9 protein-coding genes and 1 riboswitch are annotated in these 12965 nt (G+C 53.8%); of the genes, 4 read left to right on the forward strand and 5 right to left on the reverse strand.

Annotated features, from left to right (window positions below; all coding sequences use genetic code 11):
* Positions 1-13 precede the first annotated feature (13 nt).
* Positions 14-1264, forward strand: a complete 1251-nt coding sequence (gene tyrS / locus NQF89_RS08205; protein WP_266137936.1) for a tyrosine--tRNA ligase — start codon at positions 14-16, stop codon at positions 1262-1264.
* Between the two features lie 11 nt (positions 1265-1275).
* Here the strand turns inward: tyrS and NQF89_RS08210 are convergent, their stop codons facing one another.
* Complete coding sequence (locus NQF89_RS08210; protein WP_266137937.1) at positions 1276-2907, reverse strand: heparinase II/III family protein; 1632 nt, start codon at positions 2905-2907, stop codon at positions 1276-1278.
* 15 nt (positions 2908-2922) lie between these two features.
* Positions 2923-3585 carry a ribulose-phosphate 3-epimerase gene (gene rpe / locus NQF89_RS08215; RefSeq protein ID WP_155573943.1) on the reverse strand — a complete coding sequence of 221 codons (663 nt, stop codon included), beginning with the start codon at positions 3583-3585 and terminating at the stop codon, positions 2923-2925.
* 115 nt (positions 3586-3700) lie between these two features.
* A riboswitch (TPP riboswitch) is annotated at positions 3701-3813 on the forward strand.
* A gap of 77 nt (positions 3814-3890) precedes the next feature.
* Between rpe and NQF89_RS08220 the strand changes: the two genes are divergently transcribed.
* Genes NQF89_RS08220 through pnuC form a run of 3 tightly spaced genes read left to right on the forward strand, consistent with a single transcriptional unit; the run spans position 3891 to position 7945 of the window.
* Positions 3891-6278 carry a TonB-dependent receptor gene (locus tag NQF89_RS08220; protein ID WP_266137938.1) on the forward strand — a complete coding sequence of 796 codons (2388 nt, stop codon included), beginning with the start codon at positions 3891-3893 and terminating at the stop codon, positions 6276-6278.
* Between the two features lie 2 nt (positions 6279-6280).
* Positions 6281-7405, forward strand: a complete 1125-nt coding sequence (locus NQF89_RS08225) for a phosphotransferase enzyme family protein (RefSeq protein WP_266137939.1) — start codon at positions 6281-6283, stop codon at positions 7403-7405.
* Positions 7406-7945, forward strand: coding sequence for a nicotinamide riboside transporter PnuC (gene pnuC / locus NQF89_RS08230; protein ID WP_099027491.1), 540 nt, complete (start codon positions 7406-7408; stop codon positions 7943-7945).
* Between the two features lie 14 nt (positions 7946-7959).
* Here the strand turns inward: pnuC and NQF89_RS08235 are convergent, their stop codons facing one another.
* The 3 genes from NQF89_RS08235 to NQF89_RS08245 are packed head-to-tail and all read right to left on the reverse strand — an operon-like array spanning position 7960 to position 12963.
* Positions 7960-8319: a hypothetical protein gene (locus NQF89_RS08235; protein ID WP_266137940.1), complete on the reverse strand. Its 360-nt coding sequence runs from the start codon at positions 8317-8319 to the stop codon at positions 7960-7962.
* Positions 8320-8356: 37 nt separating this feature from the next.
* On the reverse strand, positions 8357-9823 hold the full coding sequence (locus tag NQF89_RS08240; RefSeq protein WP_266137941.1) for an efflux transporter outer membrane subunit: 1467 nt from the start codon (positions 9821-9823) through the stop codon (positions 8357-8359).
* Positions 9820-12963: an efflux RND transporter permease subunit gene (locus tag NQF89_RS08245; RefSeq protein ID WP_155573947.1), complete on the reverse strand. Its 3144-nt coding sequence runs from the start codon at positions 12961-12963 to the stop codon at positions 9820-9822. The genes NQF89_RS08240 and NQF89_RS08245 overlap by 4 nt, the downstream gene beginning before the upstream one ends.
* Between the last annotated feature and the right edge of the window lie 2 nt (positions 12964-12965).

A 12965-nucleotide genomic window follows, 5' to 3' on the forward strand; every position in this document is an offset into this window, starting at 1 on the left:
AAAGAGCTTTTCCATGACCGACATCACACTTAAAAGCCCCTTCCTGCAAGAAGCTCAGGCCCGTGGGATGATTTTCCAATGCACTGATTATGAGGCGTTGGATGCTCTTATGCAGGAAGGCCCCATTACGGCTTATATCGGCTTTGACCCTACAGCTGATTCCCTGCATGTGGGTAATGCGATGTCGATTATGATGTTGCGGCTCTTACAAAAGCACGGCCATCACCCTATTGCGCTCATCGGTGGGGGGACGGCGAAAATTGGTGACCCGTCCTTCCGCGATGAAGCCCGCTCGCTGATGAGCAACGAGACCATCACCCATAATCTCGCAGGGTTGCGCGCCTCACTGGGGCAATTTTTGGATTTTGATGATGGTAAATGTCGCCTCGTCAATAATGCGGATTGGTTGGATAAGCTCTCTTACATCAGCCTATTGCAAGATGTTGGGGTGCAATTCTCTGTCAGTCGGATGCTCTCTTTTGAGAGTGTGAAGCAACGTCTTGAGCGTGAGCAGGGGCTGACCTTCTTAGAATTCAACTACTCCATTCTTCAAGCATTCGACTTCCGGGAGCTCTATCGCCGTCATGGGGCCATCCTTCAGATGGGGGGCTCTGACCAATGGGGCAATATCGTCTCCGGCATTGACCTCGCTCGCCGTACCGATGGAGCGCGGCTATTTGGGCTGACAACACCGCTTGTTACCACCTCCTCCGGGGCTAAGATGGGCAAGTCCGCCAATGGGGCGGTGTGGGTCCGCAAGGAGCGGCGGCCTGTATTTGATTACTGGCAGTTCTGGCGCAATACGGAAGATGCGGATGTAGGCCGCTTCCTCAAAATGTTTACCGACCTCCCCGTGAAGGAATGTGAACGCCTCGGCGCGCTGGAAGGAACAGAGATTAACGAAGCTAAGAAGATTCTGGCTACAGAGGCCACAGCCATCTGCCACGGCCGTGCTGCCGCTGAGGAAGCCGCTGCAACTGCCCGCACCGTGTTTGAGCAAGGCAGCACACAAGCCGCCCTGCCAGAAGTCACCCTGCCTGCTAGCCTATTTGCCGAGGGTGTGCCTGCCTTTAAGCTCTTTGCAGAGGCAGGCTTAGCCGCCAGCGGGGGCGAGGCACGCCGCCTCATCCGCGGAGGTGGTGCCCGGCTGAATGATGTCGTCATCAAAGATGAGAATCAAATCATCACATCTGCCGACCTAACAAACGGCACGCTAAAGCTCTCCTCCGGCAAGAAGAAACATATCCTCATCCGGGTAGGGTAGCAGGGTAGCCCCTAAAGGGGCACATATTCCAGCACCCATTCCACCTTTTGCTGGCGGCGGGGGCGTGTCTCGGCCCCCTCCTTCTCCGTTGTAGGTGACGTTAACGTCCGACCGGGACGGGAATAAACGACAATCTGGCGCGTTTCCTCCGGTGTGCCGCGGCCCATATAAAGGTCGTCCTCCACGGCTATCTCTCCACCTGTTTGATGAAAACGCCATATCTCGGAGGCTGTATGGAGGATAATCTCCTCATCCTCGCGCTCTACCCGCACATCAGGATGAATATGGAAGCGCAACGCAAAAGGCACATCACGCTCCCCTTCCACACGCTCGCAACCGCGTAACTCCTCCCCTGAAGGGTCTAAGAAAAGCGAGCGGGACCATATCACCCCATGAGAGGGATAATAGCCATTATGAGAGAGATGCACGGCGTCTGCTCGGCCCTCTCGCTCTTGCTGGCAGCGCACTTGTGAAGGCCGATGTGTTATATGACCACCCGCCCCAAACCCTGATGAGGACTCTCCTTCAACAATCAGGGCTGTATGGGCAGCAGACGAGCGCAAGGCGCGTTGCCACCCCCCGCCCATAGCAGAACCACAATTTACAAATAATCGCTGCCGATGATGGGAGAACTCAAAAGACAATGTCCCCGCATGGGCCATACGGTCCAACCCGCGCGGTGGGGGTGGGGCTGCATCCACCAATAAAAGGGCCCGCCCTGCTGTAAGCCGCACAAAACCACCTTGGCTCAAACTCGAGGCAACAATGCGGTAACGTTCAGCTTGCTCTAACAAAGCGGTAATGGCTTTTGCGCCATGTTCCTGCGCGCCATTAAAGAGAGCTAGCCCCCCATCGCCATGGCAGAAAGCCCGCAATACTGCACAAGCCCGCCCTAGAGCGACAGAGACGCACTCCGGTGGCAACCATTGCAAAACACCGAACATCCCTTGAATCGCAGTAAGTTCCTGCACGCAGCGATATTGGGCCTCCGGGCTGCGCTCTGCCGCAATACCCTCCTCCCCCAACAAGCGGGTCAGCACATGGGGGAGTTGCTCCTCAAAGCGTTTGAGAAAGCCATCATAATCAGGCACCGCCATATAAACGGCTAACAACCCACGCAGAGCCGCAAGCTCCTCCCAGCCTAATGAGGAAAGAGGCAACATTGCCGAGAGCCGCCGTCCATCTTTAACCGCAGCCTCTAACACAATATGCTGTGTGTTCGCTGTAGCGGTGGAGAGGCAGAACTCATAATGCCCAAACCAATTTGCTAAACGGCGGCCTATCACCCCACCTTCCCGCGCGATGGGGTCATTAGGAGGACGGTCTGCCCATGAAGTGACCATGGAGCGCGCTAATAACCGCCCTCCATTTGTGCCGAATGTACGAAGGTCTTTCAGCCACTCAAAGCTATACACCCACCGGCGTACATCTTCAGGCCAATTATTCTTTTGCCAAACATCCCGCATTGGCAAGCGATAGGTCTTTTGTGCAAAACGGAACACACCACCCGTCAATAAAGCGGCTTGGTCAATGTCCCCTTCTTCACGGTCTTGATACAAACAAACAGGGCCAACTTCGTCCCGCTGACGGGCTGGCAGAGAGGCACATAATAGCCGAATATACCGCCAGCAGGACCTAAACAAGCCGCTCCCCTTCCATCAAGCGCGGCGTGCGGGGCGGGCTACAGCGCGCATCCCCTCTATAGCGGCTTTGCGGTCACCCTTACCAAAAATAGCAGAGCCTGCCACGAGCATAGTCGCCCCGGCCTCCGTCACCAACGGGGTTGTGGTTTCATCAATCCCACCATCAACGCCTAGTGTAATATCCCGCCCGCTCCTACGGATCATCTCTGCAAGGGTGCGGATTTTAGCAAGCTGACCATGCAGGAACTTCTGCCCCCCAAAACCGGGATTAACCGTCATAACCAAAATAATATCAACCATATCCATCACTTCGGACAAAGCCTCTGGTGGGGTTGCAGGACAAATCGCCACCCCTGCTTTACAGCCTAAGGCATGGATGGTTTGCAACGTCCGATGCAGGTGAGCATTCCCCTCCACATGCACCGTAATATGGTCTGCTCCCGCTTTGGCTGTGGCTTCTAAATACGGGTCCACAGGGTCAATCATCAAATGAACATCAAACTTGGCCTGACTATGTGGCCGCAAGGCTTTAATGACGGGCATCCCAAAAGAGATATTAGGCACAAAATGCCCATCCATCACATCAAGATGCAACCACGGGGCCTCCACCACCGCGCTCATTTCCTGACGCAGATTAGAGAAATCAGCAGCAAGCAGGCTCGGTGCAATTATGGGCATAAGACCCCCATTATAAAAAGGACAAAACGCATAGGCTTGATATTGGCAGAAATAGGCATTTTTACAAGAGAGCCTTGCACTTGAACAAAAGGGCCTTTCTCTGCTAACGAAGAGCACATGTTCCGAGGGGTGCCTTCATCTGCAAGGCTGAGAGGATGGGCAAGGCCATCCAACCCTTTGAACCTGATCCGGTTCGTACCGGCGAAGGGACAGGAAAATAGCATGGATGGAACACCCCCATCTTCCCCTGAACTAACGCCAGCCCAGCGAACCTTCCCTATCGACCTCTCGAAGGTGAAGATTCTATGCGCTTATCTTTTTCTGGCTTGCGGGCCCTCCTCTTACTCCCCTTATGTTGCCCCAGCTTAGCCTTGGCTGAGGAGCAAACAAAAGGCCAACAGACGCACACGCACACACCAACACATCCCACCACCTCACATCCCCATGATGTGCAGGCAAAAGAGGTGGAATATATCACCACCCATGCCACAACGGAGGTCACCCAACGCGGTGGGGGGTTAATCCGCCCTCAACATGGCACGCAATCCATCAGTGAGGTGGGCCGTAGCTATATGGATGTACAAGCCCCTACGGCTTCGGCTTTTCAGCTTGTCTCCATTTTACCCGGTGCAAATGTTGCTACCTCCGACCCTTTTGGCATTTCCCCTAATACGAATATCAGTGTCCGTGGGCTAAATGGGGATGCTATTGGCTATGTCTTAGAGGGTATGCCCCTCAATGATATTGCCTCTTATGGTGGGTATCCCAACCAATTTGCTGATACAGAGAATTACAGCACCGTTGGACTGCAACAAGGCTCCTCCGACCTGGATAGCCCCGTCCTCAATGCCGCTGGGGGATTGATGAAACTCTCCTTCCTAGACCCGGCCTTTAAACCCGGCGGGTTTGCCACTTTCTCATATGGCTCTTTTAACACGCGGCGCGGCTTCCTCCGGCTTGAGACAGGCGAGATTGGTCATAGTGGCGTCCGCGGCTTTGCCTCTTACTCCAACACCCATACTGATAATTGGCGCAGCGGCGGGTACGATACCCGCCAGCATATTGACTTCAAGCTCCTTAAAGAATGGGGGCAGGACAATCGCGCAAGCCTTGTTGGGTCATGGAACAGGGCCATCACCAGCTATTATCCCTTCACGTCCCTCAAGGATTGGAAAACATACGGCATCCATAGCGGTGCCCTTACCCACCATTATGAACCCGGCGATAATAGCTATAATTACTGGCGGCTTTCCCGCGACCCAGAGGAAACGCTCTATGTCGGTGCGCCTGTGCATCTGCGCTTTAACCAGCGTTATAGTTTTGACATCACCCCTTATGCTCAAAGTGCTTATGGTAACTTCCCGTACGGCTCCCAGCTCTCTGGTACAGGGAATTATTATGGCACCCAGCCTGTTTCCTCCCTCCCTTTAACCGATAATCAAACCGTCCGTTCCGAATACACGCAGCGTAGCTATCGCGCTGGGGTGAATATGGCCTTCCATGCCCGGTATAAATGGAATGATTTCGTTATGGGGTATTGGTATGACTACTCCGATGATAACCAACGCCAACCCTTTACCACCGTTAATGATGATGGAAGTTCGGCCAATATTTGGGGCGATAAACGGCGTGACCGTGTGCTAATGCCCAATGGTAACCCTTACCTTGCGGGGGCCTTTCATACTATGTCGCAGGTCAATGCGCTGTATATAGGCGACCATATCTCCCTCATGCAGGATAGATTAGCGATGGATATTGGCTTTAAAGAAGTCATGATGCATCGTTGGGGAACAAATGACGTCCCCGGCCCTCAGCGGACCATCTCTAGTAATAAAGCCGAACCACTGCCGCGCTTTGGCATGAGGTGGAACTTTACCAAGCAGGACCAGCTCTTCCTCAACGTCAACACCAACTTCCGCGCCCCAACAGCCTCCAGCTATTACAACCAATATGCTGGGACGGATGCGAATGGCAACGCCAATGGCTCCCTCAGCAAAGCGGGGACAAACCATCTTAAAAATGAATATTCCATTGCAGAGGAGTTCGGCTATCGCCGTACGGGGGAATGGATTACTGCGAGCGTGACCTTCTTTAACTACAATTTCCGCAATCGGCAGATTAAAACAGGGGAGCCCAATAACCCCAATATCTCCACCTCCATCAATGCGGGGAAACAAACCTCACGCGGGGTAGATGTAGAGATTGGCACACGCCCTTGGCATCATCTCAGCCCCTATGCCTCTTTTGAATATCTCCATGCCACCATCGATAGTAACATTGCCGCCAGGGGGGACCTCCTCCCTACAGCAGGCAAAACGGCTATCCGTAGCCCTCATTTCCAAGCGGGAGCGGGGTTACGCTATGATGATGGACACTTCTTCAGCATGATGACGATGCATTATATGAGCCACCAATATGCCACCTTTATGAATGATGAGCGCATCCCTGCCATCATGACGGCAGACCTCGCTTTGGGGTACCGCTTTAACAATATCGGCGTACTCAAAAAACCCACCTTGCGCCTGAACCTGAGCAATTTAAGCAATCAACGTTACCTCTCTGGTATTAACAGCACCGCTTTTAACGCTCATACGACAACCGGCCTGCATGGGACGCGCATTAAAGGCTCCAGCCCTGATTACTTCATCGGCAGTCCCTTTGCCGCCCTTGCAAGCTTTACAGCGGGGTTTTGAGCATGTCTGCACGCCCCCTTGGCTTAGAGAGCGGCTATAATAGCTGTGTGTGGCCCGCCCTTACGCGCGCTGATGTAGCAACTCTCTTGCCTCATTGGGGCATGCATCCCGCTAACGATCCTATCCTCTGGCATAGCCAGCGGCCCTTTTCTGCCTCGGCCATCATCGCGTTGCAGGATGGCCAGCATATTTTCCTCAAACGGCATGGGCGGGCTTTGCGCTCCGCCCGCACAGTGACAGAGGAACATCGCTTTGCCCAACATCTCGCAGCGCAAGGGCTAGCCGTATGCGCCCCACTCCCTATGGAGGATGGCACCACCGCCAAAGCAGAAGGGCATTATATTTATGAGGCCTTTCCCCTCTTTACCGAGCACGATGCTTATCGCGGGCTTGAATCATGGCGGCCTTATAAAAGCACGCCCCAAGCGGACTCTAGCGGGCGGCTCCTTGCCCAATTACATCACGCTAGTGCGGGGTATGACGCGCCCCCGCGCCATAATCCCCCCCTCACCTCCATCCGCCATCCCCTGCTCGGGCCATCCTTAGACGATACACTCCTCCCTTGGGCAGCACAGCAAAAGGGCCTTACATCACTTTACTCCCTTGAGGATGTACGCTCTGACGTTCTGCCCCTTTTAGAGCCATTTCATCAGGCCTTACGCCCCCTCTTACCGCATGACCGCCCCCTTTGGGGACATGGTGATTGGCATGGGGCAAATCTCTTATGGCAGAATGAGGGGCAAGACCTCACCGCCGTGCGTATCTTCGATTTCGGCATGTGTGACCAAACCAGTGCCGCTTTTGACCTCGCTGTGGCGATAGAGCGTAGCTTCATTAGCTGGCTCGCCCCTGACGGCTCCCCCACCGTGCATGAGGAGCAGCTACGCGCCTTCCTCCACGCTTATGATGCCCAACGCCCAAGAAACCTCGTAGAACGACACCTCACAGCACGCTGGCTCCCCCTCTGCCATGTGACCTTTGCCCTCTCTGAAACGGCTTATTACGGCCATACGCTCCATAACCAAGCAGCGGCGGAGATTTCTTGGCGGGATTATCTCATCGGCCATGCAGAATGGTTCCATTCCCCCACAGGGCGTACCCTCCTAAGCATGTTGGAGGCATGTTAAATGATGGAGCTTATCGCTGCATGCTTTAGTGCAAGTGGGGTATGGCTAACCGCCCAACGCTGCCTCATCGGCTGGCCAATTTCCCTCCTAGCAACCTTTCTTTATGGCTGGGTCTTTTTCCATGCCCGCCTTTATGCCGATACCATATTGCAAGGGGTGTTTAGCCTCACCATCCTTTATGGCTGGGCTTTATGGGCACGGGATAAAGCACGGCAAAACGCCCTCCCGCCCCAGCCGCTGGCCCTCAAAAAAGCCATCATAGAGACGCTTGGCTTTTTTATCCTCTCCACCTTATGGGTTATAGCCCTGCGCTGTTGGAGTGACGACCCAGCCCCCCTCCTTGATGGCGGCCTAAGCGGGGCCAGCTTACTCGCTCAATTATGGACCGCACGGCGGCACCGCATAAGCTGGCTGCTCTGGGCAGGGATTGATGTAATTTATACAGGGCTTTTCTTCAGCCGTTCGCTCAGCATTACCGCTTTGCTTTACGGGGGCTATACCCTTCTCGGCCTCTATGGCTATTGGCGGTGGAAGGCCTAAAAAGCGACGACCCTTTATTGGGTCATCCGGTCCAGCTCCTCAGGGGTGAGACGCTGAATCCGCACCGCTTTACCTGTGGAATCATAATAGACAATCGCCGCACCGCGCCGCTCGGCATAGCCATCAGGCACGCCACTCTTTTTACGAAAAATCAACCGCCCATGCTCTGGCTGAATCGTCACCTCATCCCCGCGTGGGACAAAATGGAACATGCTGTAATCAGCATGAACACGCGGCAAGCTGGTTTTGGGCATGGGCTTACGCACAACACTATCTAGCCCATCAGCCCCATCATCAGCATAACTAAGCCCCGTACTGCCTATCATCAGAGCCATCAGCCCTAGCCCTAAACCGAGCGTCTTTACCAAACCCATTGCCTCTCTCCTCACCCACCGCAATGCGGCGCGTACGTTACTTCTGCCCTTGGCTCTTACGACTCCACCCCCCACCTAATGCACGATAAAGAGTTACCATATTTTGGAACCGTGCCGCCTCCACAACAATACGGCTCTGCTGGGCTTGGTAAAGCTGACGCTCCTGCACCAAGGTGGTTAGATAATTATCGATCCCCGCATGATAGCGCATCCGGGCGAGGTCGTAAGCCCGTTGGGTTTGTGTCTCTAAAACAACCATATGTTCATCTTGCCGGCGATAAGTCTCCCGCGCTGTCAACGCATCGGATACTTCTCGAAATGCCGATTGCACGGCTTTTTGATATTGCGCCACATTCTGCGCAAGCCTTGCTTTTGCTGTCCGTAAGTTCCCCTGATTCACACCCCATGTGAGCAAGGGGATGCTTATATTAGGGGAGACACCCCATGTTTCGGCCAAATGGCTAAAGAGCTTGCGAAATTGCAGCGAGCTTGTCCCCTCATTCGCTGTAAGGGTTACCCGTGGGAAGAAGGCCGCCCGCGCCGCACCAACGGAGGCATTCGCCCCCAATAACAGATGCTCTGCAGCCATGATATCAGGCCGTTGCTCTAAAAGGTCGGACGGCAAACCCGCCGGTAATTCCGCAATCATCGTTTGTCGGCCCATCGGCAAAGCCGGGGGCAGATTCGCCGGCAAGGGCGTGCCGACTAAAAGTTGTAAGGAATGTTCATCATCAGCAACGGCCCGCGTCTCTTTCTCCTCATCAGAGCGTGCTTGCTCTAACTCCGCCGCACTTTGGGCGAGAGTGAGCGCATCTAACTCATCATGCTTAAACTTAAGGTCATTCAACCGCCATGTATCGGCCCGCGTCCGCGCTGTATTGCGCGCAAGGTCTAGCAATCGCTTATCAGCCAACCATTGAATATACATGCTTGCCACCTGCGAAACTGTCGTCAGCCACAGGTTACGCAGATTCTCAGCCGCACTTAATGTTTGCTCCTGCTGGGCGCGCGCCATATTGCGAATACGCCCCCATAGGTCAATCTCGTAAGATGAGAACCCAATGGATGTCTGATAAAAACGCAATGTAGAAATTGAGCGGCCAGAACCCGGCGCAAAGGCAAAGCCCGCCGTATCCGATGGCCCCACATATTGGGCTCCCCCACCAGCCGAAATGGTCGGGAAAAGGGCGGCATTCTGTACTTGATACTGCCCACGCTCTGCCGCGACTGCCGCCATCTGCGCGGCGAGGTCTCGGTTATTGGTCAAAGCCAAAGTGATAAGGGCCTTTAAGCGGGGGTCTGTAAAGAAATCCTCCCACCCAAGGTCGGAGACACGCTGATGTACCGGCTGGCCAGGCTTTAACTCCGCATCGGCTGGGTATTTCTGCGCAACGGCGGGGTCTGGGCGGTGATATTTCGGGGATAAATTGCACGAGGCAAGCAGCATACTGCCCACAGCCATCACCCCGTAAGTGAGGCTCCGTTTTGTGCTATAAAGGCTCATGCTTGGCCTCCTTCCTGCCCAGCTTCATGCCGCTCTGAAAGACGTTTGACGCGAAAAAGCCGCAACACCACGACAAAAAAGATGGGGACGAAATACACAGCCAACACCGTTGCCGTAATCATCCCCCCGACAACGCAGGTCCCAATCGCTACACGCGCCGCAGCCCCGGCCCCGGTGGCAATCGCCAAAGGAAACACACCGCATACAAAGGCGATAGAGGTCATCAAAATAGGGCGTAAACGCTCTTGCCCCGCTTTCAACACAGCCTCTTCTAACGTATCGCCGCTTTCATAAAAGGCCTTGGCGAATTCAACAATCAGAATGGCGTTTTTGACAGCCAACCCAACAGTGGTCAGCAACCCGACTTGGAAATACACATCATTGCTCAGCCCTCGCCATAGGGTGGAGGCAATCGCCCCTAAGACACCCAAGGGCAGCACCAGCAATACGGAGAAAGGAATCGCCCAACTTTCATACAAAGCAGCAAGGCAGAGCAAAATCACAATCACTGCCAGCGCGTAAAGCGGCCCTGTAGCATTGCCAGAGGCTAATTGCTCAAAAGTGAGACCTGTCCATTCATGCCCTACACCGGGGGGCAGCGTTTTTAGGATGGCCTCTATCTCCGCAACGGCACGACCAGCACTTACCCCTGCCGCAGGCACACCCTGAATCTCGTAAGAATTAAGGCCGTTATAATTCTCCACCTTCTGCGGCCCTACAATCCAATGGCCAGAGGCAAAAGCGTTAAAGGGCACTAACTCGCCAAGATTATTGCGGATATACCAGCGATTGAGGTCTTCTGGCCTCATGCGGGCAAAAGATTCACCTTGGATATATACCTGTTTTACACGGTCATTCCGGGTGAATTGATTCACATAAATCGAGCCTAAAGCCCCCTGAATGGTCGTATTAATATCCTCGTTGGTAATGCCCTGCGCGTTAGCTTTCTCACGGTTTAAGTCCAACACAAATTGCGGCGCATCTTCCAACCCCATTGGGCGCACAGCCACAAGCAACGGGTTCTTCTTCGCTTCATCAAGCAATTTATTACGCGCCGCAAGGAAGGCTTGATGGCCAATATGACCATTATCCTCAAGCTCTAAGTCAAAGCCAGTCGCATTACCAAGCTCCATCACCGCAGGAGGATTAAGAGCATAAATCTGCGCCGCAGGGTCACCAGCAAAATGCTTCATGATCTCACTAGCAATCGCCATACTGGAATGTTTATAGCCCGGTCGCTTATCCCATGGCTTCAGCCGGATAAAGAACGCCCCAGCATTTTGCCCCTGCCCTGCAAAGCTAAAGCCATTCATCGTAAAAACAGATTCGACATCATGGCTATACGTCTTCATCACATAATCGGTGATGCGATGGTTAATCACCCCCATCTGTGCATCAGTAGCCCCCGGCGGCGTGCTAATCTGCCCAAAAATAAGGGCTTGGTCTTCATCAGGTAAGAAGCCTGTTGGAACCTTGAGGAACATATAGCCCACAAGCAGCGTCAGGCCTAAAAACACTAACATCGCCGGGAGCCGTAAACGCAATAAATGCCGCACCCCGCCTATATAGCGATGCGTTAGCCACTCAAAGCCATTATTAAACCAGATCGCTGGGCGAAAATGGACCTCATGATTGGTTGGCTTTAACATCGTAGCGCAAAGAGAGGGTGTCATAATCATCGCTACGAGGACGGACAACCACATAGCCGCCACAACCGTGATAGAGAATTGCCGGTAAATCACCCCGGTGGACCCACCAAAAGCGGCCATAGGTAAAAAGACCGCTGTAAGGACCAACACAATCCCCACCAACGCGCCAGAGATTTCATCCATCGATTCACGCGCAGCCTCACGCGGGGGGAGATGCTTCTCACTCATCACACGTTCGACATTCTCCACCACCACGATGGCATCATCCACCAATAGCCCCACTGCGAGGACCATAGCCAACATCGTCAAGGTGTTGATGCTGTACCCCATGATGGACAGCAACCCAAACGTCCCCAGCAACACCACCGGCACGGCGATGGTCGGGATTAATGTCGCGCGGAAATTTTGAAGAAAGACGAGCATCACGACAAAAACCAGAATGATGGCTTCCACCAATGTCTCAATCACTTCCTCAATCGAGTGCGTGATGAAAGGCTCCGTATCCAGCGGGTAAACCACCTTCACCCCTTTAGGGAAGAACTGGGAGAGGTGATTAATCTCCGCGCGCACGGCATCTTCTGTCACCATCTGGTTCGCCCCGGGGGCGAGCTTGAGGGCTAGGGCTGTGGCGGGTTCATTATTATACCGGGATGTGAAATTATAGCTCTGTGAGCCTAGCTCCACACGCCCAATATCGCGCATCCGCACTTGGCTGCCATCTTGTTGGACCTTCAGCAGCATATCGCTAAATTGCGCCGGGTCTGTCAGGCGGACGGGACCGATGATAGTGGCATCAAACCCTACAGATTTTTGTGCTGGTAGGCCGCCTAGCTCCCCTGAGGCAACCTGAATATTCTGATTCTGCACCGCATGCTGTACATCAGCAACTGTCAGGCCATATTTATACAGCTTATCAGGGTCCATCCAAATACGCATGGCATATTCGGAGCCAAAGAGCGTATGGTCCCCCACCCCAGAAATACGCGAGAGAGGGTCCATCACGTTAGAGGCCACGTAATCGGAAAGGTCCTTCCCGCTCATGCTGCCATCAGTGGAGATAAAGCCAATCACCATCATGAAGTTCTTGGCAGCCTTTGTGACACTCAAACCTTGATTGACCACTTCCGGCGGGAGGCGCGGTTGAGCGAGCTGTAATTTATTTTGCACCTGCACCTGAGCAATATCGGGGTTTGTCCCTTGCTCAAAGGTTAGGTCAATTTCCATATGCCCATTGCCGTAAGACTGTGCCGATAGATACTCCAAATGGTCCAACCCGGACATTTGTTGGAGAATCGGCTGCACCACCGTGTTATTCACCGTATCGGCGGAGGCCCCGGGGTCATCCACCGCAACGGCAATTTGCGGTGGGGCAATCGTAGGATATTGGGCAATCGGCATACGGGTGATGGAGACACCACCCACAAGCATAATAATCAGCCCAACCACCCACGCAAAAACAGGGCGGTCGATAAAGAAACGCGATAAAGACATAC

This window comes from Bombella pollinis, from assembly GCF_026385485.1.
Taxonomy (GTDB): domain Bacteria; phylum Pseudomonadota; class Alphaproteobacteria; order Acetobacterales; family Acetobacteraceae; genus Bombella; species Bombella pollinis.

Bases quoted from the DNA above. Each gene is read 5' to 3' on its own strand.
- tyrS (WP_266137936.1), top strand. From the start codon at position 14: ATGACCGACATCACACTTAAAAGCCCCTTCCTGCAAGAAGCTCAGGCC.
- rpe (WP_155573943.1), bottom strand. From the start codon at position 3,585: ATGCCCATAATTGCACCGAGCCTGCTTGCTGCTGATTTCTCTAATCTG.
- NQF89_RS08220 (WP_266137938.1), top strand. From the start codon at position 3,891: ATGCGCTTATCTTTTTCTGGCTTGCGGGCCCTCCTCTTACTCCCCTTA.
- NQF89_RS08225 (WP_266137939.1), top strand. From the start codon at position 6,281: ATGTCTGCACGCCCCCTTGGCTTAGAGAGCGGCTATAATAGCTGTGTG.
- pnuC (WP_099027491.1), top strand. From the start codon at position 7,406: ATGATGGAGCTTATCGCTGCATGCTTTAGTGCAAGTGGGGTATGGCTA.
- NQF89_RS08235 (WP_266137940.1), bottom strand. From the start codon at position 8,319: ATGGGTTTGGTAAAGACGCTCGGTTTAGGGCTAGGGCTGATGGCTCTG.
- NQF89_RS08240 (WP_266137941.1), bottom strand. From the start codon at position 9,823: ATGAGCCTTTATAGCACAAAACGGAGCCTCACTTACGGGGTGATGGCT.
- NQF89_RS08245 (WP_155573947.1), bottom strand. From the start codon at position 12,963: ATGTCTTTATCGCGTTTCTTTATCGACCGCCCTGTTTTTGCGTGGGTG.